Source organism: Pseudomonas sp. AP3_22 TE3818, from assembly GCF_053628995.1.
Map to the genome: position 1 here is coordinate 2,185,182 of NZ_JBRJHL010000001.1, position 24,965 is coordinate 2,210,146.

Annotated in this window: 29 protein-coding genes; 17 read left to right on the forward strand and 12 right to left on the reverse strand. The window is 61.6% G+C overall.

The window, feature by feature from the left end; all coding sequences use genetic code 11:
* Positions 1–20: 20 nt before the first annotated feature.
* A complete protein-coding gene (locus AB7M25_RS09955) occupies positions 21–1,367 on the reverse strand; it encodes an MFS transporter (RefSeq protein WP_429389961.1) in 1,347 nt (448 codons plus the stop codon).
* A gap of 280 nt (positions 1,368–1,647) precedes the next feature.
* Here AB7M25_RS09955 and AB7M25_RS09960 point away from each other — a divergent pair, with 280 nt between their 5' ends.
* Positions 1,648–2,358 (forward strand): FadR/GntR family transcriptional regulator, encoded by a 711-nt coding sequence (locus AB7M25_RS09960; RefSeq protein ID WP_454237232.1) that lies wholly within the window; start codon positions 1,648–1,650, stop codon positions 2,356–2,358.
* 114 nt (positions 2,359–2,472) lie between these two features.
* Here the strand turns inward: AB7M25_RS09960 and AB7M25_RS09965 are convergent, their stop codons facing one another.
* Complete coding sequence (locus AB7M25_RS09965; protein ID WP_454237233.1) at positions 2,473–3,384, reverse strand: DMT family transporter; 912 nt, start codon at positions 3,382–3,384, stop codon at positions 2,473–2,475.
* Between the two features lie 96 nt (positions 3,385–3,480).
* Here AB7M25_RS09965 and AB7M25_RS09970 point away from each other — a divergent pair, with 96 nt between their 5' ends.
* Complete coding sequence (locus AB7M25_RS09970) at positions 3,481–4,344, forward strand: LysR substrate-binding domain-containing protein (protein WP_104447912.1); 864 nt, start codon at positions 3,481–3,483, stop codon at positions 4,342–4,344.
* 103 nt (positions 4,345–4,447) lie between these two features.
* On the opposite strand, the gene trhP is transcribed toward AB7M25_RS09970, so the two are convergent.
* Complete coding sequence (gene trhP, locus AB7M25_RS09975) at positions 4,448–5,773, reverse strand: prephenate-dependent tRNA uridine(34) hydroxylase TrhP (protein ID WP_429561613.1); 1,326 nt, start codon at positions 5,771–5,773, stop codon at positions 4,448–4,450.
* 159 nt (positions 5,774–5,932) lie between these two features.
* Here trhP and AB7M25_RS09980 point away from each other — a divergent pair, with 159 nt between their 5' ends.
* Positions 5,933–6,994, forward strand: a complete 1,062-nt coding sequence (locus tag AB7M25_RS09980; RefSeq protein WP_429389970.1) for an AI-2E family transporter — start codon at positions 5,933–5,935, stop codon at positions 6,992–6,994.
* Here AB7M25_RS09980 and AB7M25_RS09985 read toward each other — a convergent pair.
* The 4 genes from AB7M25_RS09985 to AB7M25_RS10000 form a co-directional block, all read right to left on the reverse strand.
* A complete protein-coding gene (locus AB7M25_RS09985) occupies positions 6,991–7,182 on the reverse strand; it encodes a hypothetical protein (RefSeq protein ID WP_095967442.1) in 192 nt (63 codons plus the stop codon). The two genes, AB7M25_RS09980 and AB7M25_RS09985, sit on opposite strands and share 4 nt — an antisense overlap.
* A 115-nt stretch (positions 7,183–7,297) precedes the next feature.
* A complete protein-coding gene (locus tag AB7M25_RS09990) occupies positions 7,298–7,492 on the reverse strand; it encodes a hypothetical protein (protein ID WP_007976845.1) in 195 nt (64 codons plus the stop codon).
* 418 nt (positions 7,493–7,910) lie between these two features.
* Positions 7,911–8,060, reverse strand: a complete 150-nt coding sequence (locus tag AB7M25_RS09995; RefSeq protein WP_454237234.1) for a hypothetical protein — start codon at positions 8,058–8,060, stop codon at positions 7,911–7,913.
* A 98-nt stretch (positions 8,061–8,158) separates the two neighbouring features.
* Complete coding sequence (locus tag AB7M25_RS10000; RefSeq protein WP_007976847.1) at positions 8,159–8,524, reverse strand: hypothetical protein; 366 nt, start codon at positions 8,522–8,524, stop codon at positions 8,159–8,161.
* Positions 8,525–8,770: 246 nt separating this feature from the next.
* Here AB7M25_RS10000 and AB7M25_RS10005 point away from each other — a divergent pair, with 246 nt between their 5' ends.
* On the forward strand, positions 8,771–9,589 hold the full coding sequence (locus AB7M25_RS10005) for a shikimate 5-dehydrogenase (protein ID WP_454237235.1): 819 nt from the start codon (positions 8,771–8,773) through the stop codon (positions 9,587–9,589).
* 9 nt (positions 9,590–9,598) lie between these two features.
* On the forward strand, positions 9,599–10,117 hold the full coding sequence (locus AB7M25_RS10010; protein WP_429383357.1) for a cupin domain-containing protein: 519 nt from the start codon (positions 9,599–9,601) through the stop codon (positions 10,115–10,117).
* 335 nt (positions 10,118–10,452) lie between these two features.
* Here the strand turns inward: AB7M25_RS10010 and AB7M25_RS10015 are convergent, their stop codons facing one another.
* Positions 10,453–11,097 (reverse strand): YceH family protein, encoded by a 645-nt coding sequence (locus AB7M25_RS10015; RefSeq protein WP_116581577.1) that lies wholly within the window; start codon positions 11,095–11,097, stop codon positions 10,453–10,455.
* Between the two features lie 304 nt (positions 11,098–11,401).
* On the opposite strand from AB7M25_RS10015, the gene AB7M25_RS10020 reads away from it, so the two are divergent.
* The 10 genes from AB7M25_RS10020 (at position 11,402) to AB7M25_RS10065 (ending at position 19,653) form a co-directional block, all read left to right on the forward strand.
* Positions 11,402–12,142: a glycosyltransferase family 2 protein gene (locus tag AB7M25_RS10020; protein ID WP_429561612.1), complete on the forward strand. Its 741-nt coding sequence runs from the start codon at positions 11,402–11,404 to the stop codon at positions 12,140–12,142.
* The gene (locus tag AB7M25_RS10025; RefSeq protein WP_116581579.1) at positions 12,139–12,417 is read left to right on the forward strand and encodes a lipid-A-disaccharide synthase N-terminal domain-containing protein; all 279 of its coding nucleotides are present in this window, start codon (positions 12,139–12,141) and stop codon (positions 12,415–12,417) included. Before AB7M25_RS10020 ends, AB7M25_RS10025 begins: the two co-directional genes overlap by 4 nt.
* Positions 12,418–12,420: 3 nt before the next feature.
* On the forward strand, positions 12,421–13,830 hold the full coding sequence (locus tag AB7M25_RS10030) for an ArnT family glycosyltransferase (protein WP_454237236.1): 1,410 nt from the start codon (positions 12,421–12,423) through the stop codon (positions 13,828–13,830).
* Between the two features lie 150 nt (positions 13,831–13,980).
* The gene (locus tag AB7M25_RS10035) at positions 13,981–15,153 is read left to right on the forward strand and encodes an acyl-CoA dehydrogenase family protein (RefSeq protein WP_429561610.1); all 1,173 of its coding nucleotides are present in this window, start codon (positions 13,981–13,983) and stop codon (positions 15,151–15,153) included.
* On the forward strand, positions 15,150–16,343 hold the full coding sequence (locus AB7M25_RS10040) for an acyl-CoA dehydrogenase family protein (protein WP_454237237.1): 1,194 nt from the start codon (positions 15,150–15,152) through the stop codon (positions 16,341–16,343). Before AB7M25_RS10035 ends, AB7M25_RS10040 begins: the two co-directional genes overlap by 4 nt.
* Positions 16,344–16,356: 13 nt before the next feature.
* Positions 16,357–17,139 carry an SDR family oxidoreductase gene (locus AB7M25_RS10045; protein ID WP_429383346.1) on the forward strand — a complete coding sequence of 261 codons (783 nt, stop codon included), beginning with the start codon at positions 16,357–16,359 and terminating at the stop codon, positions 17,137–17,139.
* A 2-nt stretch (positions 17,140–17,141) separates the two neighbouring features.
* Positions 17,142–17,600, forward strand: a complete 459-nt coding sequence (locus AB7M25_RS10050; protein ID WP_429383344.1) for a MaoC family dehydratase — start codon at positions 17,142–17,144, stop codon at positions 17,598–17,600.
* Between the two features lie 29 nt (positions 17,601–17,629).
* On the forward strand, positions 17,630–18,832 hold the full coding sequence (locus AB7M25_RS10055) for an acetyl-CoA C-acyltransferase (protein ID WP_429392944.1): 1,203 nt from the start codon (positions 17,630–17,632) through the stop codon (positions 18,830–18,832).
* Positions 18,833–19,222 (forward strand): steroid Delta-isomerase, encoded by a 390-nt coding sequence (locus AB7M25_RS10060; protein ID WP_454237238.1) that lies wholly within the window; start codon positions 18,833–18,835, stop codon positions 19,220–19,222.
* Positions 19,219–19,653, forward strand: a complete 435-nt coding sequence (locus tag AB7M25_RS10065) for a nuclear transport factor 2 family protein (protein ID WP_429383338.1) — start codon at positions 19,219–19,221, stop codon at positions 19,651–19,653. Before AB7M25_RS10060 ends, AB7M25_RS10065 begins: the two co-directional genes overlap by 4 nt.
* A 133-nt stretch (positions 19,654–19,786) precedes the next feature.
* Here AB7M25_RS10065 and AB7M25_RS10070 read toward each other — a convergent pair whose 3' ends face one another.
* The 4 genes from AB7M25_RS10070 to AB7M25_RS10085 all read right to left on the reverse strand — a co-directional run bounded on the left by AB7M25_RS10070 (position 19,787) and on the right by AB7M25_RS10085 (position 23,048).
* Positions 19,787–20,629: an IS3 family transposase gene (locus AB7M25_RS10070; RefSeq protein WP_429561740.1), complete on the reverse strand. Its 843-nt coding sequence runs from the start codon at positions 20,627–20,629 to the stop codon at positions 19,787–19,789.
* Positions 20,626–20,934, reverse strand: a complete 309-nt coding sequence (locus AB7M25_RS10075) for a transposase (RefSeq protein ID WP_007981026.1) — start codon at positions 20,932–20,934, stop codon at positions 20,626–20,628. The genes AB7M25_RS10070 and AB7M25_RS10075 overlap by 4 nt, the downstream gene beginning before the upstream one ends.
* A gap of 813 nt (positions 20,935–21,747) precedes the next feature.
* Entirely contained in the window at positions 21,748–22,245 is a 498-nt protein-coding gene (locus tag AB7M25_RS10080) for an SRPBCC family protein (RefSeq protein ID WP_454237239.1), read from the reverse strand.
* A gap of 26 nt (positions 22,246–22,271) precedes the next feature.
* Positions 22,272–23,048 carry an SDR family oxidoreductase gene (locus AB7M25_RS10085; protein ID WP_429383334.1) on the reverse strand — a complete coding sequence of 259 codons (777 nt, stop codon included), beginning with the start codon at positions 23,046–23,048 and terminating at the stop codon, positions 22,272–22,274.
* Positions 23,049–23,318: 270 nt separating this feature from the next.
* Here AB7M25_RS10085 and AB7M25_RS10090 point away from each other — a divergent pair, with 270 nt between their 5' ends.
* Together AB7M25_RS10090 and AB7M25_RS10095 are read left to right on the forward strand one after the other, a co-directional pair.
* The gene (locus AB7M25_RS10090; protein ID WP_429383332.1) at positions 23,319–24,161 is read left to right on the forward strand and encodes an alpha/beta fold hydrolase; all 843 of its coding nucleotides are present in this window, start codon (positions 23,319–23,321) and stop codon (positions 24,159–24,161) included.
* Positions 24,158–24,949: a fumarylacetoacetate hydrolase family protein gene (locus AB7M25_RS10095; RefSeq protein ID WP_454237240.1), complete on the forward strand. Its 792-nt coding sequence runs from the start codon at positions 24,158–24,160 to the stop codon at positions 24,947–24,949. The genes AB7M25_RS10090 and AB7M25_RS10095 overlap by 4 nt, the downstream gene beginning before the upstream one ends.
* Positions 24,950–24,965 lie beyond the last annotated feature (16 nt).

The window sequence follows — 24,965 nt, forward strand, 5'->3', positions numbered from 1 at the left end:
TATCCTTTTAAACCAATGATTCAGGCGTGGTGGGGCGCTGGTTTGCCCGCTGCGGTGACGGGGGCGACCTTGGGTTTGTTGCGTGCGGCAAAGACGATGATCGCGGCGATGATCGAGGTCGCGGCCAAGCCGTAGAGTCCGCCCTGGATGGAGCCGGTGCGTTCCTCCAGCAGACCGAAGGTGGTCGGCGCGACGAAACCGCCGAGGTTGCCCACCGAGTTGATCAGCGCGATGACACCGGCGGCGATGCGTGCGTCCAGATAAGCCTGGGGAATCGGCCAGAACAGCGACGAGGCCGATTTGAAACCCAGCGCCGCAAAGCAGATCGCAACAAAGGCGAAGACCGGCCCGCCGGTGGTGGACATGAACATCCCGGCAGCGGCGATCAGCAGGGCCGCGGCGACCCAGGCTTGCTGATGCTTCCACTTGGCCGACAACGAGGCGAAGGCATACATGCCGACAATCGACAGCAGCCACGGAATCGAGTTGAACATCCCGACCTGGAAGTCGCTGAGGTCGCCCATCTTCTTGATGATGCTCGGCAGCCAGAAGGTCGCAGCGTAGATGGTCAGTTGGATAAAGAAGTAGATCACGCAGAACAGGATGATCTGTCGGTCCTTGAGCAGCTTGCCCAGTGACGGCTTGATCGGTGTGGCGGCTTCGCGGGCCAGTTGTTCGTCGTCGATGGCCTTGACCAGCGCGTCCTGCTCGTCGCGGCTCAGCCATTTGGCGTCGTGGGGTTTGGAATCGAGCCAGAACCAGACAAAAACACACAGCCCTACCGAGAACATGCCTTCGATGAAGTACATCCATTGCCAGCCATGCATCCCGAATCCACTGATTTGCAGCAGCAAACCGGACAGTGGACCGGAGATCAGCGAGGCGATCGCCGAGCCGCTGAGGAAAATCGCAATCGCCTTGCCACGCTCAACGCCAGGCAACCAGCGGGTGAAGTAGTAGATCACCCCGGGGAAGAACCCGGCTTCGGCCACGCCCAGCAGAAAACGCAGGATGTAGAAGTGGGTTTCGTTCTGGATGAACGCCATGCCCGCGGCGACCAGGCCCCAGGTCAGCATGATGCGAGTCAGCCAGATGCGGGCGCCGACTTTTTGCAGAAGGATGTTGGAGGGCACTTCGAACAGCGCATAACCGATGAAGAACAGACCGGCGCCGAGGCCGTAGGCGGCCGCGCCAATGCCCAGGTCGTGTTCCATGTGGGCGCGGACGAAGCCGATGTTCACTCGATCAATGTAATTGACGATGAACATGATGACGAACAGCGGCAAGACGTGACGTTTGACTTTGGCGATGGCGGACTTCAGCGCTGAATTGGCGTCGTCGTGCATCCCGGAGATGGATGTATTCACTGCGTTTTCTCCCACTCGTTATTTTTATGCGGGGTGAAGCTGGGTGCTGCGTTGTTGATAGACATCATACAACTAGGTTTTTTGATCTTGCAACCGCCTTTTCCCAATGAAATGGTGCAGTTCAGAAGATTTTTTATTCTATTGGTGGTGACGGGTGGGCTTCAAAACGAATCAATATGAGTGGGTTGTTGAGTGTTGTCATACAAGTTGATCGAGATTTTTCAGGATTCCCGCCCGTCGCGGTGCTACGATTCGATAGCCCTGATTTCCGGACACCTTCATGCAAGAAGACCTCGAAGCACCCGCCCGCAAGCGCAGCCACAACCTGGCCCATGACCTGGTGGAGAAACTGACCCAGCGCATCCTGCTCGGCCAGATGTTGCCCGGCGACAAGCTGCCGTCGGAAAACACCATCGTTCAGGAGCACGGGGTCAGTCGCACGGTGGTGCGCGAGGCGATCTCGAAGTTGCAGGCCTCGGGGCTGGTGGAGACCCGGCATGGCATTGGCACGTTCGTGATCGAGCGCGCGCCGGAGCAGGGGCTGCGGCTGAATGTCGACACGGCGTTGGGGGTGCGCAGCATTCTGGAGTTGCGCATGGGCCTGGAAACCCAGGCGGCGGCGCTGGCGGCAACTCGCCGCACCGATCTGCAACTGGTGAAGATGCGTGAAGCGCTGGACGACTATCAAAACCTGCTGGCCAACAACGACAGCTGTGTCGAAGCGGACCGGCGTTTTCATCTGCTGATCGCCGAAGCCACCGGCAACCTCTGCTTCACCGAAATCATGCAGCACCTGGGCAGCGCCATGATCCCGCGCACCCGGGTCAATGCCGCCGAGCGGGGGGCGGTGGACTTGAGCAAGCTCGGCGAGCTGGCCAATCTTGAGCACGAGGCGATCCTCAATGCCATCAAGCGCCAGGACCCGGACGCGGCGCGGGCGGCGATGTGGTTGCACCTGACCAACAGTCGTGACCGGTTTTCGGCTAGCTGATAGTCAGTGACACCGCGTCATCGTTCTTCGCGAGCAAGCCCGCTCCCACAGGTTTTGCCCTGTGGGAGCGGGCTTGCTCGCGAAGGCGCCAGTCAAGACAGCAAAAAGCATGGATCAGACCCGAGCAACCTGAACAACCACAGCTCGCCGCTCCAGATTCAACGCCAGCACACTCGCCAACACCACCAGCCCGCCGACCACGATCATCAACGTCGGCCGTTCGCCGAGCGCATAGGAAGCCATCACCATCGCCGTCGGCGGCGTCAAATACAGCGTCATGGTCGCCCGGCTCAAATCGACATGCGCCAGCACATAGGCCCAGGCCAGGTACGCCAGGGCACTGGGGAATATCCCCAAGGCAATCACCGCCCACTGCACGCGCATCGGCGCCTGGACGACTTGATCCACAAGGCCGGGCAGAAAAATCAACAGCAGCACCGTACCGGACCACACCGTGTAGCACACCAGCGTCAGCCCGTCGTAACGCCCGGTGTGATGTTTTTGCAGGGCAAAGTAGAGGCTCCAGGACACCGCCGCCAGCAGGATCAGCAAGCCGTGGGCGTCAATGCTGCCCAGGCCATGATCGCCCGCCACCACGATCACCACGCCAAACAACCCGAGCAGCACACAACCCCAGCGCCAAAGGCTCACCTGATCCTTGAACACGAAGCGCGCGATCAATGTGCTGAACAGCGGCGTGGTCTGGGCCAGGACGCTCGAAGCGCCAGCGCTGACTCCCTGCTGCCCGAAGTTGATCGCCACGTGATGCAGGCTCACGGCAAAGAAACCCAGGCCGAACATCAGCGGCAAGTCTCGCAGGCTGGGCAGGCGGATGCCTTTGATGACCGCGACCCCGGCCATGAACACGGAGGCCAGCAGGAAGCGCAGCAGTGCCAGGTGCACGGGGTCGTAGGCCTGCAAGCCGATATGAATACCGGTCGGGGAGTAGCCCCAGCACGCCACGACAAACGCCATGGCCAGAATGATTTTCCAGGGTGAAACGGGGGAGGATGTGAGCGGCGTCATGGTCGTGCACCTGTGGGCTGATGCACGGAGTATCAGAAAGCGCATCGTTCGCCACAACTGACTTATACTGCGCTAACCGTTCACTATGGGTGATGTATGGAGCTGGCACAGATTCGCATGTTCAAGACCGTGGCCGACGTCGGCAGCATTGCCCGCGCGGCCGAATTGCTGCATTGCGTGCCGTCCAACATCACGGCACGGATCAAGGCCCTCGAGGCTGAGCTGGGTGTCGCGCTGTTCCTGCGCGAAGGCCGAGGGTTGCGCATCAGCCCGTCGGGGCAGACCTTCCTGGCCTACGCCTCGAAAATTCTCGCCCTGACCGCCGAGGCCAAGCGGGCGGTCGACCCTTCGGCCGAACCCTCAGGGCCGTTGCGCATCGGCGCCATCGAATCGTCGGCCACCGGGCGTTTGCCGCGCCTGCTGGCGAAATTCCACAAGCGTTTCCCGCAGGTGGCGCTGGAGCTGACCACCGGCGCCTGGGGGCAGTTGCTCGACGACACGCTCAATCACAAGCTTGACGGCGCCATCGTGGCGGTGGATGTCGAACGTTCGCACCTCAAGCGCACGCCGATGTACCGCGAAGAGTTGCTGCTGATCGCCTCGACATCCCTGGGGCCGTTGCGCGACATCAGCGATTTGCAGGACCAGACCGTGTTCATGTGGCCCCAGGGTTGTCCGTACCGGGCGGCGCTGGAGCATTGGTTGCTGCGACAGGGGCAGGCACTGCCGATTGTCAGCCTGGCCAGTTATGGCGCGATTGTCGGTTGCGTCAGCGCCGGGGCCGGCGTGGCGCTGGTGCCCAAGGGGATCTTCGACCAATACGCCAAAGGCGCGGGGTGCGCGGGGTTTGAGTTCCCTGAACTGACCGCCGTCGACAACCTGTTTTACTGGCACGAAAACGCCGGGGTGCACCCGGCGCGCGAGGCGTTCGTGGCGATGCTCCGCGAAGAGTTTGCCTGACGCAGTACCTGTGGGAGCGGGCTTGCTCGCGAAGGGGGCGGCACATTCAAAGTCAATATTGACTGACACACCGCCTTCGCGAGCAAGCCCGCTCCCACAGGGATTACGGCATGTTGATATCTCGCATCAGCAGGCCAAAACTCAGATCCACCGCATCCGGTATCGGCAAATACACCGTATGCCCATCGCCGGGTGCAACGTCGATCGCGTCACCTTTAGCGTTTTGCAGCTGATGCAGATCGAAGTGGAAGTTGCCCTTGGGCGTCATCAGCTCCATGTGGTCGCCCACGCCGAAACGGTTTTTCACCTTGACCTCGGCCAGGCGATCCCGGCGCTGCCCGGTCAGTTCACCGACAAACTGTTGTCGTTCCGACACTGAGCTGCCGTTCTGGTAGTTCTGGTATTCGTCATGCACATGCCGGCGTAGAAAACCTTCGGTGTAGCCGCGCTGGGCGAGGGATTCCAGGTCGCTCATCAGGCCGCGGTCGAAGGCCCGGCCCGCCACTGCGTCGTCGATGGCCCGGCGATAAACCTGGGTAGTGCGCGCGCAATAAAAGTGCGATTTGGTCCGGCCTTCGATTTTCAGCGAGTGCACGCCCATCTGCGTCAGGCGTTCGACGTGCTGCACGGCACGCAGATCCTTGGCGTTCATGATGTACGTGCCGTGTTCGTCTTCGAAGGCGGGCATCTGTTCGCCGGGACGATTGGCTTCCTGCAACAGGAACACCTGATCGGTGGGTGCGCCGATGCCCAGGGTCGGTTCGGGATCGAATGTCTGCACGATCTCGCCCAGCTGGTTTTCCGTGGCCGGCTGCGCCGTGTATTTCCAGCGACAGGCGTTGGTGCAGGAGCCCTGATTGGCGTCGCGCCTGTTCATGTACCCCGACAGCAGGCAGCGCCCGGAGTAGGCCATGCACAACGCGCCATGCACGAACACTTCCAGTTCCATGGCGGGCACTTGCCCGCGGATCTCGGCGATCTCTTCCAGCGACAGCTCCCGCGACAGGATGATCCGGCTCACGCCCTGTTGCTGCCAGAACTCGACGCTTGCCCAGTTCACCGTATTGGCCTGCACCGAAAGGTGGACCGGCATCTGCGGGTAGTGCCGGCGCACCAGCATGATCAGGCCGGGGTCGGACATGATCAGCGCATCGGGGGCCATGGCGATCACCGGTTCAAGGTCCTTGAGGAAGGTCTTGAGCTTGGCGTTGTGCGGCGCGATGTTCACCACCACGTAGAAGCGCTTGCCCTGCGCCTGGGCCTCGCGAATGCCGAGGGCGAGGTTGGCGTGGTCGAATTCGTTGTTGCGCACCCGCAGGCTGTAGCGCGGCTGGCCGGCGTACACGGCATCGGCACCGTAGGCGAAGGCATAACGCATGTTTTTCAGGGTGCCTGCGGGGGCGAGCAGTTCTGGCGCGGTGAGGTTCATGGCGGTGTCGTCGCAAAAGCCGCGCAGGGTAAACGCCCCGTGCCGAGCGTTTATTGACCTGGATCCATGTCTGATCAACAAACTGATGGCACTCGCGCGAGCGGTCGCGGACTAAACATCAGGGCCCAAGTGTTTCGTCCCGGCGGGCATGGATCTGATATGAACGAAGAAACCCTGAAAGACAGATCGTTGACCGTCCTTCTGGCCCTGGTGAGCGTCGCCTTCATCTGGATCCTGCTGCCGTTCTACGGCGCTGTGTTCTGGGCGGTAATCCTCGGCATTCTCTTTGCTCCGCTGCAACGGCGGCTGCAGCTGAAGTTCGGCTGGGAGCGCAACCTCACGTCACTGCTCACGCTGAGCATCTGCCTGTTGATCGCGATCCTGCCGGTGATATTCCTCAGCATCCTCCTGATCCAGGAGGGGGCCGCGCTCTACAAGAACATCGAGAGCGGCGAACTGGACATCGCCGGGTACGTGGCGCAGTTCAAGCACATCCTGCCGCCGTATTTCCAGCACCTGCTGGATCGCTTCGGCATGGGCGAGCTGAACGGGTTGCGAGAAAAAATCGTCAAGAGTGCGATGACCGGTGGACAGGAACTGGCCGCCCAGGCCTTCATTTTTGGCCAGGGCACGTTCGAGTTCATCGTCAGTTTCTTCATCATGCTGTACCTGCTGTTCTTCTTCCTGCGCGACGGCGCGGAACTGGCGCGCAAGGTGCGTGCGGCGGTGCCGTTGGAGGAACAGCAGAAACGTCGTTTGCAGCTCAAGTTCAATCGTGTGGTACGGGCTACGGTCAAGGGCAACCTGCTGGTGGCGATCACACAAGGCGCGCTGGGTGGCCTGATTTTCTGGTTTCTGGACATTCCCAGCGTATTGCTCTGGGCGGTGTTGATGGCGTTTCTGTCACTGTTGCCGGCGGTGGGGGCGGGGATTGTCTGGGTGCCGGTGGCGGCGTTTTTCCTGCTCACCGGGGCGATCTGGCAGGGCGTGGTGCTGGGCTTGTTCGGGATCTTCGTGATCGGCCTGGTGGATAACGTGCTTCGACCGATTCTGGTGGGCAAGGACACCCGGATGCCGGATTACATGATCCTGATCTCGACCCTCGGCGGCCTGGCGATTTTCGGGCTGAACGGCTTTGTCATCGGCCCGTTGATCGCCGCCCTGTTCATGGCCAGTTGGGACATTTTCATCGAAACCAAACCGCGGGTGCAGCTGCCTTAGGCGCTGAGCCTGCCGGACTGGCCGGTGCCGATGCGTTGCGACAGCTCCCGGGCGGCGGGCAGCGAAGTGAGCGGGCCGCTGATCTGCACACCGTCCTGCACCAGATACCAGCAGGCGAGCATGCCCAGCTCTCTGAGCTGTGCGGGGACGGCGCTGCCGATAACGGACATGATCTGAACCTGGGACATGAAAAGTACCTCCATCAATCTGTGGAGCTACTTTAAAGTCCGGGTGCCTCGAGGAGTAATCAACGCTTTCAATAGTGGTCATTGATGCCAGCGGGGGCAAACGACCGTTGGTCGGTCAGTTGACCACCTGATCGAGCATGTTCACCACTTCCTGCTCGTTGAGCAGGCCCTTGCGCACCAGGTTTTGCGTCAGCAGCGAGAGAAACTTGGCGCTGCGATGACCTTCCAGGTGCTTGAGTTCGGTCAGTGCGTTGTACACCTTGCTGGAGGTGCACAGACCGACGATGCGGTGCGGGTTTTGCGTTGGCATGTGGTCGTCCTTGTTGTTATCAAGCTGTTTTCGACGGACAGCACCGAGCTTGCGGATCTGTCATGACAAAAATATGACCGTTTTTCGCCACACGGCAGAAAACCGGTCGAGTCCATCTTGCCCGTTTCTGCCGCGCGCACTGTCCCGATAGCGACCTTGGCGAGATTTATCCAGACCTGCACCGATCAACGGGCACAAAAAAGGATCCTCACGCAACCCGGGAAAACACCGATAACGCACTACCTGTAGGAGCCAGCTTGCTGGCGATGAACTCCAGTGCGCCGCGTTAATCCAGTTCACCCGCGTTATCGTTAACGACCATCGCTGGCAAGCCAGCTCCTACAAAGGACCGTGCCCACGCTGAAACTGTAGGAGCCAGCCTGCTGGCGATGGACTCCAGTGCGCCGCGTTCATCCAGTTAACCCGCGTTATCGTTAACGACCATCGCTGGCAAGCCAGCTCCTACACGGAAGCGAGCCCACGCTGAAACTGTAGGAGCCAGCTTGCTGGCGATGGGCTCAAGCGCGCCGCGTTTATCCGGTTTACACGCGTTATCGTTAACGACCATCGCTGGCAGGCCAGCTCCTACAAGAGGCCGCGTCCGAGTCAAAACCAGCGAAAGCCCCAAAAAAAGCCCCGCTGGTTCAGCGGGGCTTGATGAGTTCGTTACCAGCGGCCGTAGTGAGGGCCGTAGTAGCCGCGTGGCGGGCCGTAGTAGCCACGGGGTGGTCCGTAGTAAACCGGGGCCGGGCGGTAGTAGATCGGTTGCTGCACGTAGACCGGGGCCGGCTGGTAGTAAACCGGGGGCGGTGGCGCGTAATAAACCGGAGGCGGTGGGGCGTAGACCGGTTGCGGCGCGACATAGACCGGGCGGTTGGCGTTGATCAGAGCCGAACCTACGATGGCAGTACCGACGATCGCGCCAAACACCGCCGGACCCTGCCAGTAATTGCCACCACCATGGGCTTGCGCCTGTCCCGCGATAGCGAGGGCGCCGATCAGCAAGGCTACTGTGGGGATTTTACGGATCATGATAGTTCCTCGGTTCTTCAGCCCGGCGCCTGTGTCTGCGATAGACCCAGGGATTGTCGCGGGGATACTACTAAGACAGCGTTTTTTCGAAAAACAGCACGGCCGCCAGGTAAATTTTGTGTAAGGTCTGTACCGACTTTCTTACCGACCTGTTCAAGCCCGTGCGTCCAGGCTTTCATGATCGATCAGATCCCGATGGAGGGCTAATCCCGTCCATCCGAAAAGTGCATTTGAAGGAGCTATGCCATGCAGATGAACCCCAACAAAGACACCCAACTGTGCATGTCCCTTTCAGGGCGCCCCGGGAACTTTGGCCTGCGTTTTCATAATCATCTGTATGAACAACTGGGCCTGAACTTCTACTACAAGGCCTTTGCCAGCCAGGACCTGCCGGGCGCCGTCGCCGGCATTCGCGCCCTGCGCATTCGTGGTTGTGGCGTGTCGATGCCGTTCAAGGAAGCCTGCATTGCCCTGGTGGATGACCTCGACGCCTCTGCCGCCGCCATTCAATCGATCAACACCATCGTCAACACCGACGGTCATCTCAAGGCCTACAACACCGATTACATCGCCGTTGCCCAGTTGCTGGAAAAACACCAGGTGCCCAAGGACTCGACCTTTGCCCTGCGCGGCAGCGGCGGCATGGCCAAGGCCGTGGCGAGCGCCTTGCGCGATGGCGGCTACGAGAACGGCCTGATCGTGGCCCGCAACCAGCGCGCCGGGCAGGCGCTGGCGCAGTCGTTGGGCTATGAGTGGCAGGCAGAACTGGGCAGTCGTCGCCCGCAGATGCTGGTCAATGTCACCCCGATCGGCATGACGGGAGGGCCGGAGGCCGACCAGTTGGCCTTTGAGGGCGATGTGATCGAAAAAGCAGACACTGTCTTCGATGTGGTGGCGATCCCATCGGAAACGCCGCTTATCGTGCGTGCCCGCGCCGAAGGCAAGCGGGTCATCACGGGGCTGGAAGTGATCGCGATCCAGGCACTGGAGCAATTTGTGCTCTATACCGGTGTACGGCCGACGGATGAGCAGTTCCAGAAGGCCGTGGCGTTTGCCCGCAGCTAGGAGGTGTCCATGCATCCGCCCATTCTCAATCTGAACACTGTCGAGCTTGAACCGCTGCCCGAAGCGTTTGCGCCGACCGGTGAAACCGCCGGTCGCTATCAGCAGCGCCTGGCCCGTGTCGGTCAGCAACTGGGGGCGAAAAAGCTGGGTTATCGCCTGTATGTGCTGGAGCCGGGCATGCGCGGCAGTCCGTTTCACAGCCATCGGGTCAATGAGGAAATGTTCTACGTCGTGGCCGGGGAAGGGCAGGTCCGCCTGGGAGACGAGCGCTTTCCAATCCGCGCCGGTGATGTGATCGCCTGTCCACCGGGTGGGCCTGAACAGGCGCATCAGATCATCAATACCAGCAACGGCGAGTTGCGGTATCTGGCCGTCAGCACCCAGCAATCGCCGGAGATCTGCGAATACCCGGATTCCGGCAAATATGCCGTGATGGATGACTTCAATGTCGATGCCGAGGGCAATGCTTCGGGATTTGTTGCGGTGGCCCGGCAGGCCGATGGGGTGGATTACTGGGACGGGGAGTAAGTTCTCACAGGTTCTGTGCCAATCACAAATGCCAGTCAGTCCACAGCTCCACTGTGGGAGCGGGCTTGCCCGCGAAAGCGTCGGCACATCCAGCATTGATGTGACTGACAAACCGCTTTCGCGAGCAAGCCCGCTCCCACAGGTTTTGTGTCAATCACAAATGCCAGTCGGTCCACCGATCCACTGTGGGAGCGGGCTTGCCCGCGAAAGCGTCGGCACATCCAGCATTGATGTGACTGACAATCCGCTTTCGCGAGCAAGCCCGCTCCCACAGGTTTTGTGTCAATCTCAAATGTCAGTCAGCCCATAGGTTTTGTGCCAGGCAAACATCCAGGCTATTCCAGCCGTGCCAACCGCTCTTCCAGCGCCGCAATCCGCGCTTCCAGTTCTTCGATCCGTTCTACCGAAACACCGCTGCTGCCGCGCTCGGACGGGTTCTGCCGGGCCGCCATGATTGCCTCGATATCTGCCGGATCACCGAGGGCGTGGGTATAGCGGTCTTCGCGCTGGCCGGCCTGACGCGGTATCAGCACGGCCAGGCCCCTGGCAATCAGGCGTTCGAGTTGATGTACGACCTGTTCGGCGTCTTCGAATTCATGCATGCGGCCGCTGCGGGTCAGCAGTTCATTGACGGTCTGCGGGCCGCGCAGAAACATCAGCCCGGTCAGGATCACCTGCGCCGGTACCAGTTCCAGGGCCTTGTCCACCTTGTGTTCCCAGCGGTCGGCACGGCTGCCCATCACCAGCCTGGCGAAGCCGCGCCCTTCGAGCGCGCGCAGGCTCTGGCCGACCTGGCCCGGCGTCAGGTTCATCACCGGCTCGCGGCTGGTTTTCTGGTTGCAGGCGATCACCAGCGCATTGAGGGTCAGGGGATAGGTTTCCGGGCTGGTGGCCTTTTTCTCGATCAACGAACCCAGAATGCGGATTTCCGTGCTGTTGAGCCGTGGTTCGTCAAAAGTCGTCTCTTGCTCAGTGCTCATGGTTCTGCATCCTTAGCCGATTCATGTTTTTCACTTGCGTGGGTGCACTTTAGATGGGCAGGCGCCAATCGCAATAGAATTCGCTGTGTCATCAGGGCAATGATGACAAAAAGTGCATGGAATATTGACGCGATTTTTACAAACGGCCGTGCACCGTGTGCGAGGTCGCGCGAGTGTGTCCACAGGAACGGGGCACTGTTGGCGTCATCGCCGGGAAAAGCTGAGTACTGCATCGAGTCGGCCGGTGTACGACACCTTGATTCGCCTCTGATAAAAGAAATCCAATAAAGGCGAGAGTGACTCCATGAGCCAAGACATTTTTGTATCCGTACTGATTCCCGCCAAGAACGAAGCGAACAACCTCAAGCCGCTCATTGAGGAAATCCGCGTGGCGCTGGTTGATGAGTCGTACGAAATCATCGTCGTCGACGATGGCAGCACCGATTCGACCCTGCAGGAACTGCGGCAGATCCGCCAGAGCGGGCTGAACACCCTGCGCATCCTCCATCACGAGCGGTCGCTGGGGCAGAGCACCTCGCTGTACCACGCCGCCCGCGAGGCGCGCGGGCAATGGCTGGCGACCCTCGATGGCGACGGCCAGAACGACCCGGCGGACATCCCCGGCATGCTGGCGCTGGTGCGCGGCGAACCGGGCAAGGTCGATGTGCAACTGGTCGCCGGGCACCGGGTCAATCGCCGCGACACCGCGAGCAAACGCTACGCCTCGCGGTTCGCCAACAACCTGCGCCGGCGCCTGCTCAAGGACGCCACCCCGGACACCGGTTGCGGCCTGAAACTGATCGAGCGCGCGGCGTTCTTGCGCCTGCCTTACTTCGACCACATGCACCGCTTCATTCCGGCGCTGATCCAGCGTCACAACGGGCGCATGATCGTGCACCCGGTCAACCACCGACCACGCACGGCCGGGGTGTCGAAATACGGCAACCTCGACCGCGCGCTGGTCGGCATTCTCGATTTGTTCGGCGTCTGGTGGCTGATCAAGCGCACGCGGCTGAACACCATTGCCCAGGAGATAGAAGGATGAATCTCTCCCGCGAAGCCCTTTGGCTGGCCGTCGGTTTTATTGGCCAGATCGCCTTTACCGGGCGGTTTGTCCTGCAGTGGCTGTACAGCGAGTACAAGAAACGCAGCGTGATCCCGGTGAGCTTCTGGTACCTGAGCATCGTCGGCAGCACTTTGTTGCTGGCTTATGCCATTTACCGCGAGGACCCGGTGTTCATCGTCGGGCAGGCCTTCGGCTCCCTTGTCTATTTTCGCAACCTGCAGTTGATCGCCAAAAGTAAAAGCCTGAAGGAGTAGGTCATGCGCGGATCGTTATCGACCCGAAATATTACGTTGCTCGTGGCCATCGCGGTTGCGTTGCTGTTTTTCTGGGGACTGGGCAGCGTGCCGTTCCTCAGTGTCAACGAGGCCCGCCGCGCCGTTACCGTGCGCGAAATGCGCGAGGCGGGTAGCTGGCTGCTGCCTTACATGAACGGCGACTTGTATCTCTCCAAGCCGCCGTTTTTCTATTGGGCGGGCCTGGTTTCAACGGCGGTGCTGGGCAGCTTGTCCGAGTGGAGCGTGCGCCTGCCTTCGGCGCTGGCCGCCGCCTTGTGCTGTGTTGGCACCTATCTGTACGGCGTCCGGCAGGCGGGGCGGCAGGTCGGATTGTTCGCCGTGGTGTTCCTGGCCGCGAACGGTGCTTTCAGCCTGTTCGCACGGCGCTCGGAAATCGAGATGCTGTTGACCCTGCTGTGCTGCGGCGCTCTGCTGGCGGCCTGGCAGTTCATCTTCCTGCAGGGGCGGGCCTTGTGGAGTCGATTGAGCTACGTACTGCTGGGTTGCGCGCTGCTGACCAAAGGGCCGGTCTGCCTGTTGTGGGTGACGGCACCGATCCTGGCCTATGCCTTGATCTACCGCGATGCCCGGGCCAAGGCTTATCTGTGTGACGGTTGGGGCTGGCTGATTGCCCTGGTGCTGGGCAGTTCCTGGTACGTGGCGGTGTCGGTGAGCCAGGGCTGGGGCATCTGGGCCTCGATCATCAGCGAAGACATCGTGAAGAAGATCGACGGGCAGGGCGCCGAGGCCTGGTATGCCTATCTGCTGTACCTGGCCGGTGATTTCTTCCCGTTCTGGCTGATCGTGTTTGTACAGCCGCGCAAGTTCTGGGCAATGATCCGCGCGCGCCGCGAGGCCGGCATGCTGCTGTGCTGCAGCCTGTTGCCGCTGCTGGTGTTTTCCCTGTTCACCGAAAAGCATGGCAAGTACCTGTTGCCGGTCTATCCGTCCATGGCGTTGCTGCTGGCGATGCACTGGTCGGCGCTGCTCGACGAGATGAAGGGGCGCTGGCGCACGACCCTGGCCGTTGTGCCCTACGTGATGCTGGCCGGGTTCGTGGTGTTCTACATGTTCGTCGAAGCGCGGGTGCTGTCGCACCGGGTCGGCGGTCTTGAGCAGGTGGCCACGCTGGCCGACGGGCAGCCGGGGCAGAAGGCTTATACCCTCGGTGAGCCGGATATCCGCCTGGTCTATTACATGGGCCGGCCGGTGGCGCCGCTGACGGTGGCGCAGTTGCAATCCGAGTCCCGTCCGGCAGGGTTGCTGTTCCTGCAAGAACCTCTCGCGGCTGAATTGCAGAACCTGGCGTCGTGCCAGGTCGGTGAAATCAACCCGTACCTCAAGCCGCACCGTTCAGCGCTGCTCGTGCGCATGGGGGGCGATTGCCGCTGATCGGCTTCCCGGCTGAGCAGTCACCGCAGCACATCACCCGTTCGGACTAGGCAGGGCTAACGATTCTGCCGCGTCCGGGCGGCGCCAAACTTCATGCTCAAAGGGGTGTTGCGCCACGCGCGCCCCGCCAAACGAGCAGAAGGCGCCGCGATGGAGTTTGCATTCAGCGACGAACAGGAAATGATCCGCGCATCGGCCGAGGGTTTCCTCGCCGATGTCTCGGATTCTGCCGCCGTGCGGGCGGCAATGGTCAGTGAACGGGGTTTCGACGAAGCCCTCTGGCAGCGGTTGTGCCAGGAAATGTACTGGCCCGCCATTCATATCCCCGAAACCTATGGCGGCCTTGGCCTCGGCTTTGTCGAGCTGACGATCCTGCTGGAGCAGATGGGCCGGCGTTTGCTGTGCTCGCCGTTTTTCGCCACCGCCTGCATGGCCACACCCGCGCTGCTGCTGGCCGCCAATGATGAGCAGAAACAGCGCTGGTTGCCGTCGATCGCCGATGGCAGCGTGACGGCGACCCTGGCGTTCAGCAGTGCCAACGGCTGGTCGGCCGACGATGTCCAGGCAACGGTGGTGGCCGAAGGCGACGGGTTCATCCTCGACGGCACCCTCAAGCACGTGCTCGACGGGCATGGTGCTGATCTGTTGATCATTGCCGTACGACAACCCGGAACCTCTGGCGAAAAGGGCATCAGCCTGTTTGTCGTCAACGCGGCTCAGGCCGGCATCGAGCGGCAAATGCTGCCGACCATGGATCAGACCCGACGCCAGGCGCGGATCCAGCTCAAGGGCCTGTACCTTGAAGCTGACGCACTGCTGGGTGAGTTCGGTCACGGCTGGCCGCACCTTGAGCGCGTCCTGCAACTGGCCTGCATCGGCCTGGCTGCCGAGCAGACCGGCGGCGCGCAGCAGGTGCTCGACCTCAGCGTGGCCTACATGCAGGAACGCCAGCAGTTCGGGCGCCCGATTGCCAGTTTCCAGGCCCTCAAACACCGCGCCGCCGACATGATGCTGCAGGTCGAGTGCGCGCGTTCGGCCAGCTACTACGCCGCGTGCGTGGCCCAGGAAGTCCTTGATCCGCAGGGCGATCCGCAGGTCGCAGCCGAATTGCCGCTGGCGGCGGCGCTGGCCAAGGCGCAGTGCTCCGAGACCTATTTCCACTGCGCGTCCGAGTCGATCCAGTTGCACGGCGGCGTCGGTTTCACCTGGGAATACGACCCCCACCTCTACTTCAAGCGCGCCCGCGCCAGCGAAAGCTTCCTCGGGCTACCGGCCTGGCATCGCGAGCGGATTGCCGCGGTGATTCTTGGAGAGCAGCCATGAAAATCAGTTTCAGTGCGCAGGACGAACGCTTCCGCCAGGAAGTGGCCGACTGGATGAGCGCCAACCTCTGCGGCGAATTCGAGGCCCTGCGCTTTCGCGGCGGTCCGGGTGACGAGCACATGTTCCCCGAAGCGCGCAAAGCCTGGGAACGCAAACTTGCCGAGGGTGGCTGGACCTGCGTCGGCTGGGCGCCGGAGCATGGCGGGCGCGGCTTGTCGATCACCCGGCAAGTGATTTTCCACGAAGAATACGCCCGCGCCGGTGGCCCCGGTCGCATGGGCCATATCGGCGAAGGGCTGGCCGGGCCGACCATTGCCGCGTTCGGCACGGTCGAACAGCAACAGCGCTTTTTGCCGGGGATCGTCAGCGGCACGTCGTTCTGGTGCCAGGGCTATTCAGAGCCGGGCGCCGGTTCCGACCTGGCCAACGTCAAGACCCGCGCCACCCTGGATGAAGCGACCGGCCAATGGGTGATCAACGGGCAAAAAGTCTGGACCTCCCTGGCCCACGAGTCGGACTGGTGCTTTGTCATCGCCCGTACTGAACCGGGCAGCGTCGGTCATCGCGGCCTGTCGTTCCTGCTGGTGCCGATGGCCCAGGCGCAAATCACCGTGCGGCCTATCGAGCAACTGACCGGCACCTCGGAGTTCAACGAAGTGTTCTTCGACGATGCCCGCACCGACGCCGCCAACATCATCGGCGCGCCGGGCGACGGCTGGAAGATCGCCATGGCGCTACTGGGTTTCGAGCGCGGTGTGTCGACCCTCGGCCAGCAGATGCAGTTTCAGAACGAACTCAACGAAATCATCGCCATCGCTAAAGCCAACGGCGCCGACCGCGATCCGATCCTGCGCCAGCGCCTGGCGGAAGCCTGGAGCGGGTTGCGGATCATGCGCTACAACTCGCTGCGCATGCTTTCGGGTAGCCAGGACGGTTCGCTGCGCAAGGAAGCGACCATCTACAAGCTGTTCTGGTCGACCTGGCACGCCAGCCTCGGCAAGTTGGCGATGGACGTGCTCGGCGCCGAAGCGGAATTGCTCGAAGCGGCGCCTTACCAACTGACCCGATTGCAGTCGCTGTACCTGTTCAGCCGCGCCGACACCCTGTACGGCGGCAGCAACGAAATCCAGCGCAACATCATCGCCGAGCGTGCCTTGGGCATGCCCAAAGAGCCGCGTCCGCGCACCTGAAAGGAGAGAGTTCATGTCTGTACCTCAATATGTTGAAGGTCGCGGCCTGCTGCGCGGCAAGTCGGTGTTGATCACCGCCGCCGCCGGTGCCGGCATCGGTTTTTCCGCCGCCGTGCGTGCTGCCGAGGAAGGTTGCCGGGCGCTGATGATCAGCGATATCCATGAAGGCCGGCTGGCCGAGGCAGTGCTGAAAATTCGCGAAACCACCGGGTTGCAGCAGGTTTTCGGCCAGGTCTGCAACGTCGCCGACGAAGCCCAGGTGCAGCAGTTGATCGCCTGCGCCGAGCGCGACCTGCAAGGCGTCGACGTGCTGATCAACAACGCCGGCCTCGGCGGCTCGCGCCTGCTGGTGGACATGGGCGACGAGGAGTGGAACCGGGTGCTGGATGTGACGCTCACCGGCACCATGCGCATGACCCGCGCCATGCTGCCGAAGATGATGGAGCGGCGTGCCGGGGTCATCGTCAATAACGCCTCGGTGCTGGGCTGGCGCGCACAGAAAGAACAGTCGCACTACGCCGCGGCCAAGGCCGGCGTCATGGCGCTGACTCGCTGTGCAGCGGTCGAAGCCGCGGACTACGGCATCCGCATCAATGCGGTAAGCCCGAGCATCGCCTTGCACGATTTCCTGCGCAAATCCGCGCCCCAGGCGGTGCTCGATCAACTCGCCGCCAACGAAGCCTTCGGCCGCGCCGCCGAAGTCTGGGAAGTGGCCAACGTGATGATGTTCCTGGCCAGCGACTACAGCTCCTACATGACCGGCGAAGTGTTGTCGGTATCCAGCCAGAGGGCGTGACCATGCCGCGTATTTTCGACACGCCGATGGCCCTGTTCGAGGCCGTTGGCCAATCGCTCGGCGTCAGCGACTGGCTGCTGCTGGAGCAGGACCGCATCGACCGGTTCGCCGACGCCACTGGCGATCACCAGTGGATTCACGTCGATCCGCTCAAGGCCGCCGATGGCCCGTTTGGCACCTGCATCGCCCATGGCTACCTGAGCCTGTCGCTGGTCAACCTGTTCCTGCCGCAGATCGTCGAAGTCCGTGGCCTGGCCATGGGCGTCAACTACGGTTGCGAGCGGGTGCGCTTCCCCTCGGTGGTGCGCGTCGGTTCGCGGGTACGCGGCAGTGCGCAACTGATCGCGGTCGAGGAAGTGAAGGGCGGCGTGCAGGCGACCATCCGCGTCAGCGTCGACATCGACGGCGAGGAACGTCCCGGCTGCGTGGTCGACACCATCAGTCGTTATTACCCGGCCTGACCTTCAACAGCATTTTCGAGGAATCCAGCATGAAAGAAGCCGTCATCGTTTCGACCGCCCGTACTCCGATCGGCAAGGCCTTTCGCGGTGCGTTCAATGACACCGAGGCGCCGCAACTGGGCGGCCACGTGGTGCGCGAAGCCGTGCGCCGCGCGGGCATCGAGCCGGGTGAAGTGGACGACGTGATCATTGGCGCCGCGGCGCAGCAGGGTACGCAGTCCTATAACCTGGGACGCCTGTGCGCGATTGCCGGCGGGTTGCCGGCATCGGTTGCCGGGATGGCCGTCGAGCGCCAGTGCTCGTCGGGCCTGATGAGCATCGCCATGGCCGCCAAAGGCATCATGTGCGACGAAATCGACATCGCCGTGGCCGGTGGCCTGGAGTCGATTTCCCTGGTGCAGAACAAGCACAAGAACCTCTATCGCAACCAGTCGGCATCGGTGATCGAGCTGGACCCGCACGCCTACATCCCGATGATCGAAACCGCCGAGATCGTCTCCGCGCGCTATGGCATCTCCCGCGACGAGCAGGACGAGTACAGCTACCAGAGCCAGCTGCGTACCGCACAGGCCCAGAGCGCCGGGCGCTTCGACCGCGAACTGGCGCCGCTGACCAGCCGCCAGATGATCGTCGACAAGGCGACCGGCGAAACTCGCCATGAATCCGTGACCTTGCTGCGCGACGAGTGCAACCGTATCGACACCACCCTGCAAAGCCTGAAAGCGCTGGAGCCGGTATGGCCGGGCGGTCAGTGGAGCGACAAGGGGCGTTTCATCACCGCCGGCAATGCTTCGCAGTTGTCCGACGGTGCGTCGGCCTCGGTGTTGATGAGCGCCAAACTGGCCGAGAAGCGTGGCCTGGAACCGTTGGGGATCTATCGCGGCATGGCCGTCGCCGGCTGCAATTCCGACGAGATGGGCATCGGCCCGGTGTATGCCATTCCCAAGCTGCTCAAGCGCCACGGCCTGACCATGGACCACATCGGCCTGTGGGAGTTGAACGAAGCGTTCGCCTGTCAGGTGCTGTACTGCCGCGACACCCTGGGCATTCCCGCCGAGCGCCTGAACGTCAACGGCGGGGCGATTTCCATCGGTCATCCGTTCGGCATGTCCGGGGCGCGGATGGTTGGACATGCGCTGATCGAAGGCCAGCGTCGCGGTTTGCGCTATGTGGTGGTGAGCATGTGCATCGGTGGCGGCATGGGTGCCGCCGCCCTGTTCGAGGTGGTCTGAATGATCAGCGCAGAGCAGATCCAGGCGACCATGGCGCGTTACGTGGAGCTGGTGGATGCCGGCGACATCGAGGGCATCCTCGCACTCTACGCCAAAGACGCCACCGTTGAAGACCCGGTCGGCCACGCGCCGTTGCAGGGCATCGACGCCATCGCGCGCTTTTACCGTGAAGGACTGGGGGCGATGAAGGTCTCGGCAACCCGGACCGGACCGGTGCGCGCGACGCTCAACGGTTGCGGGGCGATACCGTTCCGGGTCGACATGGAGTGGGGCGGGCAACCGTGCTCGCTGCATGTGATCGACGTGATGGAGTTCGATGCCGACGGAAAGATCCGCTCGATGAAAGCCTACTGGAGTGAAGTTAACGTAACTGCGCGAGGTGAATCATGAACCTGGAACAGCGGATCGCCCGCCTGGAAGCGCTGGAGGACATCCGCCAGCTCAAGCATCGCTACCTCAATGCCTGCGACCTCAAGCAGGTCGAGGTGATTGCCGACTGCTTTGCCGAGGGTGAAGTGCTGATCGATTACGGTCCGTTGGGGATCTTTCGTGAGCGCGACAGTTTCGTCGCGCTGTACCGCGAACTGGCGTGCCATGAGCGGGTGATCGACCTGCATCATGGCGCCAACCCGGAAATCGAGGTGCTGAACGAGGATCAGGCCCAGGGCCGTTGGGCCCTGTGGTATTTCAACCTGGATGGCGAGAGCGGGGCGACGCGGCAGTTGGGCGGCTTTTATCAGGACCGTTACCAGCGTATCGCCGGCCAATGGAAGATCGTCGCCACCCGTTTTACCGCTCACTCGGAAGTGGCGCGCCCCTGAGGGTCGCCGCGATCCCTGTAGGAGCTGGCTTGCCAGCGATGACAGTGTGTCAGGCGACATTGAAGCTGGATGTTCCGACCCCATCGCTGGCAAGCTGTTCTGGTCAAGTTTTGCCGGACACCATTTACGGTGATCAAGCCGCCTGCTGCTCCATGGCTATCGGCGACAGGTATTTGTTGTAGCTATGGAGCCTAATTCGGTTGTATCGCATGAAGAAGCTGGTCATATCTCGCCTGGCTTCTTCAATTTCCTTGTAGCCCTTGGTGGGTACCCACTCTGACTTGAGTGTCCCAAAGAATCGCTCCGTTGGAGCGTTGTCCCAGCATTGCCCTCTGCGGCTCATGCTTTGCGTTATCCCGTGCTCAAGCAGCTCGGACTGGAAGCGCTGGCTGGTGTATTGGCAGCCTTGATCTGAATGAAACATCAAGCCCGTATGCTTGCCTCGAACCCCCACCGCCATTCTCAACGCCCTGCTAACCAGGTTGGCGTCATTGATCAGAGAAAACGCCCAACCAACGATCCGGCGGGCGAACAGATCAATCACGACTGCCAGGTGGTACCAGCGCTTTGCGACCAACAAGCTGGTAACGTCGCCGCACCAGACCTGGTTTATTGAGGTCGGCTCGAAGTTGCGCTCGAGCAGGTTCTTGACCACAAAAGCTTCGACGCCTCTGGAGCGATACTGATGCCTGCGGCGCTGTCGGCTGGCCAGATTTGCCTCCTCCATGAGTTTTCCGGCCAGATACCGTCCTACCTTGAGCTGCTGGGCCTTCAAATGCTCAGAGAGCATTCTCGCGCCTACGCTTCCCCGGCTTTCAATATGCAATTGCACGACTTTGGCTCTGAGCACGTCACGCTTGGTATTCGGCGCTGAACGGCGGCGAAGCCAGTCGTAAAACGCGCTACGGGATACGTTCAGCGCACTGCAAAGCAGGCTAGTCGGATACGAGCCTGACTCCCTCAGCTCCTCGATCAGGAAAAACGATCGGGATCCGACATCAAGAGAGCAGTAGCCTTTTTTAAGATTTCAGCCTCGGTCTCCAGACGCTTGACCTTGGCTCGCAGCTGTTGGAGCTCTCGCTGTTCGTCGCTGATGGCCTTGGTACCGGCTAGTGGCTGGCCTTTCTGACGCTCTTTGCGAACCTGATCAACCCAGCGGCGCAGAGCCGTAGGGCCGACATCCATCGACGCACAGACATCAGTAATTGAGCAGTTGTCATCAAGAACCATGCTCGCAGCACGTTGCTTGAACTCGCGGGTGTAGGTCTTTCGTTCTTGCATGGAACCTCCTGATTGGACGAATCATATCGCCCTTAAGAGGTGTCCGGGATCATTAGGCCAGTTCAAGCCAGCTCCCACAGGTTTTAGGGTGACCCCGGTATTTGCAAACACCTCATTTCCCTGTAGGAGCTGGCTTGCCCGCGAAGGCGGCATGTCAGGCAACATTGATGCTGGATGTTCCGCCCCCATCGCTGGCAAGCCAGCTCCTACAGGTCTTAGGGTGACCCCGGCATTTGCAAACACCGCATTTCCCTGTAGGAGCTGGCTTGCCAGCGATGACGGTGTGTCAGGCGACATTGATGCTGGATGTTCCGACCCCATCGCTGGCAAGCCAGCTCCTACAGGTCTTAGGGTGACCCCGGCATTTGCAAACACCGCATTTCCCTGTAGGAGCTGGCTTGCCAGCGATGACGGTGTGTCAGGCGACATTGATGCTGGATGTTCCGACCCCATCGCTGGCAAGCCAGCTCCTACAGGTCTTAGGGTGACCCCGGCATTTGCAAACACCTCATTTCCCTGTAGGAGCTGGCTTGCCAGCGATGACGGTGTGTCAGGCGACATTGATGCTGGATGTTCCGACCCCATCGCTGGCAAGCCAGCTCCTACAGGTCTTATGGTGACCCCGGCATTTGCAAACACCTCATTTCCCTGTAGGAGCTGGCTTGCCAGCGATGACGGTGTGTCAGGCGACATTAATGCTGGATGTTCCGACCCCATCGCTGGCAAGCCAGCTCCTACAGTTTTGTGGGTGAGCCTGGCATTTGCGGATGACCCGAATCCTTGTAGGAGCTGGCTTGCCAGCGATGAGGTGTGTCAGGCGACATCAATGTTGGAGGTGCTCAAAGCCATATCAGAATTCTGCGTGCGGCCGGTTTCGTAGAAGGCCTTGAGGTACTCGGCAATCTGCTGCACCACCTTGTTGAAGGCCTTGGCCAGCAACCTTTCAAACAGCCTGCCACCGCGCAGGCTGTAACGCATTTGCAGGGTGATGCGGGTCACGTCGCCTTCGGCTTGCAGGGCATAGCTGAAGCTGGCCTCGCGAAACGGAAAGGGCGAACCATTGCTGCCTTTGTGCAATAGCAGTACGAACCCACTGCCTTCCTGCCACTGCATCACGCTTTCGTCCAGATACTGACCGCCCTTGCGCAGCACCCGGCGGCTGGCGCCGAGGCCTTCCTTTGGCCCAGGATGAAACTGGCAACCGGTCAGCCCTGGCACGTAGTGCGGGGCGAGGCTCAGGTCGCGCAGTTTGGCCCACGCCGCTTGTGGCGTGAGGTTCAGCACCACGCTGTGACTGGCAATCGCGGACATGTCGGAGCTCCTCTTGTGAATGGGTCTTATGAATGGGATTGAGCCGCATCGAGAAACGCCGGTCGCTCGCCGGCACCATGCACCGCAATGTCCGCGCCGCTGACATAACGGGCCAAAGACGACGCCAGGTACAGGCAGGTATCGCCAATGTCCTCCGGGGTCGCCAGGCGTTGCAATGGAATGGTCGCCGCCACCCGGGCAATGCCCGCGTCGTCTCCATAATGCATGGCGGCCTGCTCGGTGAGAATCAGCCCGGCGGTCACGGCGTTAACCCGCACCTTCGGCGCCCATTCCACTGCCAGCGAAGTGGTCAGGTTCAGCAGGCCGGCCTTGGCCGCACCATAGGCGGCGGTGCCGGGGGAGGGGCGGGTGGCGCTGACGCTGCAGATGTTGATGATCACACCGCCGTCGGCCTGGGCCTGCATCACCTGGTTGGCTTGCTGGCACAGGTTCAGTGGCGCGATCAGATTCAGGCGGATGATCGCTTCACTGAAACGGGGAGACGCGGTGGCGGCGTCGGCATTCGGCGAACCGCCAGCGTTGTTGACCAGCACGTCGAGGCGGCCGAAACGCTTGACGATCTGTGCGATCAAGCGCCCGGATTGTTCGACGTCCCGCAGGTCGCAGGGCACGAACAGCGCCTCGCGCCCGCCGCTGGCAGGCAAGAGTGGCGGGGCTTCGCGACCGCAGATCACCACCTCGGCGCCGCACTCGAGAAAGCGCTGGCTGATGCCGCGACCCACACCTTTGCCACCGCCGGTGACCAGTACCACTTTGCCGCGAAAGTCCATTGGATCAAGCATGGGAATTCTCTTTTTGCCGCTCGGGAATGCCGTCGATGCTAGGTCTGTGGTCCCTGTAATCCAACGTCCGATGAGACTAGAGCCTTCTGTAGGAGCGAGCCTGCTCGCGATGGACGTCAACGATAACGCGTAAAACCTGATGCCCCACGGTGTCCTGGCGTTTTTCGCGAGCAGGCTCGCTCCTACAGGGGGCGTAGTCCTGTCGGACGATGTTGCGCACCCGGCCCGTCTGAATAATCCGGCTACAACAACAGGCCGGGAGGACACCTTATGGGCGCTTCAGCGCAAGGGCACTTCGTTACGCTGCCGGATGGTTTGCAGCTGCACTACAAAGACATCGGCGGGCAAGGCACCGGCAACGGCGAACCGGTGATTTTCATCCATGGCAGCGGGCCGGGCGCCAGCGGTCACAGCAACTTCAAGCAGAACTACCCAGTGTTCGCCGAGGCCGGTTACCGGGTGATCGTCCCGGATCTGCCGGGCTACGGCGCCTCGGACAAACCCGACACCCTCTACACCCTGGACTTCTTTGTCGCAGCCCTGAGCGGTTTGCTCAATGCCCTCGACATCCAGCGTTGTGTGCTGGTCGGTAACTCGTTGGGTGGCGCGATCGCGATCAAACTGGCCCTCGACCAACCGCAACGTGTCAGCCGTCTGGTGCTGATGGCGCCCGGTGGCCTGATGGAAAAGGAACAGTATTACCTGCAAATGGAAGGCATCCAGAAAATGGGGGCGGCCTTCGCCAAGGGCGAGCTGAACGATGCGGCGGGCATGCGTCGCCTGCTGGCGCTGCAGCTGTTCGACGATAGCCTGATCAGCGACGAGACGGTCAACGAGCGCGTGGCGGTGGTGCAACAGCAGCCGGTGTGCGTGCTGTCGACCATGCAGGTGCCGAACATGACGTCGCGCCTGGGGGAGTTGCAGTGCCCGATCCTCGGTTTCTGGGGCATGAACGACAAGTTCTGCCCGTCCTCCGGTGCCCGGACCATGCTCGAAAACTGCTCCGGAATCCGCTTCGTGATGCTCAGCGAGTGCGGGCATTGGGTCCAGGTCGAGCACCGTGACTATTTCAACCGCCAGTGCCTGGCGTTTCTTCAGGAGGCCCGCGGATGAGCGTGCAATTGCGCCGTGAGTTCGGCGAAGAGCTTTATCAGGCGCTGCTCAGCGGCTCCACCCTGGCGCCGCTGACCGAGCGTTGGCCGTCAATCAGCATCGAAGACGCCTATCACATTTCCCTGTACGCCATTGAGCGTCGGGTGGCGGCCGGTGACCAGATCGTCGGCAAGAAGATCGGCGTGACCTCGGCGGCGGTGCAGCAGATGCTCAACGTGCATCAGCCGGATTTCGGCTTCATCACGCGGCGGATGTCGTTCGATGACGATGCGCGGATTTCCCTGTCCGCCAACAAACTGATCCAGCCCCGTGCCGAGGGCGAGATCGCCTTCAAGCTCAAGCACGACCTGGTCGGCCCCGGCATCACCGAAGCCGATGTGCTGGACGCCACCGAATACGTGATGCCGTGCTTCGAGATCGTCGACTCACGGATTCACGACTGGCGCATTCGCATCCAGGACACGGTCGCTGACAACGCCTCCTGCGGCGTATTCGTGCTGGGCGACAGCAAGGTCGACCCCCGCGAGCTGGACCTGCCGAACTTGCGCATGCGTGTGTTCAAGAACGGCGAGCCCCTGAGCGAAGGCCTGGGTTCAGCGGTTCAGGGCAATCCATTGACGGCGGTGGCCTGGCTGGCCAACACCCTGGGCGCCTTCGGCATTCCGTTCAAGGCCGGGGAAATCATCCTGTCCGGCTCCCTGGTGCCACTGGAGCCGGCCCGTGCCGGCGACCGTTTTTCTCTGACCATCGATGGCCTGGGCAGTGCCCGGGTGTCTTTCTGCGCCTGACTTTTGGAGTTTGACC

Coding starts and splice junctions, on each gene's coding strand:
- AB7M25_RS10080 (WP_454237239.1), bottom strand. CDS start 22,245: ATGTCCGCGATTGCCAGTCACAGCGTGGTGCTGAACCTCACGCCACAA.
- AB7M25_RS10020 (WP_429561612.1), top strand. CDS start 11,402: ATGAGCCAAGACATTTTTGTATCCGTACTGATTCCCGCCAAGAACGAA.
- AB7M25_RS09965 (WP_454237233.1), bottom strand. CDS start 3,384: ATGACGCCGCTCACATCCTCCCCCGTTTCACCCTGGAAAATCATTCTG.
- AB7M25_RS09970 (WP_104447912.1), top strand. CDS start 3,481: ATGGAGCTGGCACAGATTCGCATGTTCAAGACCGTGGCCGACGTCGGC.
- AB7M25_RS10025 (WP_116581579.1), top strand. CDS start 12,139: ATGAATCTCTCCCGCGAAGCCCTTTGGCTGGCCGTCGGTTTTATTGGC.
- AB7M25_RS10065 (WP_429383338.1), top strand. CDS start 19,219: ATGAACCTGGAACAGCGGATCGCCCGCCTGGAAGCGCTGGAGGACATC.
- AB7M25_RS09995 (WP_454237234.1), bottom strand. CDS start 8,060: ATGGTCGTTAACGATAACGCGTGTAAACCGGATAAACGCGGCGCGCTT.
- AB7M25_RS10030 (WP_454237236.1), top strand. CDS start 12,421: ATGCGCGGATCGTTATCGACCCGAAATATTACGTTGCTCGTGGCCATC.
- AB7M25_RS10055 (WP_429392944.1), top strand. CDS start 17,630: ATGAAAGAAGCCGTCATCGTTTCGACCGCCCGTACTCCGATCGGCAAG.
- AB7M25_RS10005 (WP_454237235.1), top strand. CDS start 8,771: ATGCAGATGAACCCCAACAAAGACACCCAACTGTGCATGTCCCTTTCA.
- AB7M25_RS10050 (WP_429383344.1), top strand. CDS start 17,142: ATGCCGCGTATTTTCGACACGCCGATGGCCCTGTTCGAGGCCGTTGGC.
- trhP (WP_429561613.1), bottom strand. CDS start 5,773: ATGAACCTCACCGCGCCAGAACTGCTCGCCCCCGCAGGCACCCTGAAA.
- AB7M25_RS10045 (WP_429383346.1), top strand. CDS start 16,357: ATGTCTGTACCTCAATATGTTGAAGGTCGCGGCCTGCTGCGCGGCAAG.
- AB7M25_RS09985 (WP_095967442.1), bottom strand. CDS start 7,182: ATGTCCCAGGTTCAGATCATGTCCGTTATCGGCAGCGCCGTCCCCGCA.
- AB7M25_RS10035 (WP_429561610.1), top strand. CDS start 13,981: ATGGAGTTTGCATTCAGCGACGAACAGGAAATGATCCGCGCATCGGCC.
- AB7M25_RS10010 (WP_429383357.1), top strand. CDS start 9,599: ATGCATCCGCCCATTCTCAATCTGAACACTGTCGAGCTTGAACCGCTG.
- AB7M25_RS09980 (WP_429389970.1), top strand. CDS start 5,933: ATGAACGAAGAAACCCTGAAAGACAGATCGTTGACCGTCCTTCTGGCC.
- AB7M25_RS09960 (WP_454237232.1), top strand. CDS start 1,648: ATGCAAGAAGACCTCGAAGCACCCGCCCGCAAGCGCAGCCACAACCTG.
- AB7M25_RS10075 (WP_007981026.1), bottom strand. CDS start 20,934: ATGCAAGAACGAAAGACCTACACCCGCGAGTTCAAGCAACGTGCTGCG.
- AB7M25_RS10040 (WP_454237237.1), top strand. CDS start 15,150: ATGAAAATCAGTTTCAGTGCGCAGGACGAACGCTTCCGCCAGGAAGTG.
- AB7M25_RS10085 (WP_429383334.1), bottom strand. CDS start 23,048: ATGCTTGATCCAATGGACTTTCGCGGCAAAGTGGTACTGGTCACCGGC.
- AB7M25_RS10095 (WP_454237240.1), top strand. CDS start 24,158: ATGAGCGTGCAATTGCGCCGTGAGTTCGGCGAAGAGCTTTATCAGGCG.
- AB7M25_RS10000 (WP_007976847.1), bottom strand. CDS start 8,524: ATGATCCGTAAAATCCCCACAGTAGCCTTGCTGATCGGCGCCCTCGCT.
- AB7M25_RS10090 (WP_429383332.1), top strand. CDS start 23,319: ATGGGCGCTTCAGCGCAAGGGCACTTCGTTACGCTGCCGGATGGTTTG.
- AB7M25_RS10015 (WP_116581577.1), bottom strand. CDS start 11,097: ATGAGCACTGAGCAAGAGACGACTTTTGACGAACCACGGCTCAACAGC.
- AB7M25_RS09990 (WP_007976845.1), bottom strand. CDS start 7,492: ATGCCAACGCAAAACCCGCACCGCATCGTCGGTCTGTGCACCTCCAGC.
- AB7M25_RS10060 (WP_454237238.1), top strand. CDS start 18,833: ATGATCAGCGCAGAGCAGATCCAGGCGACCATGGCGCGTTACGTGGAG.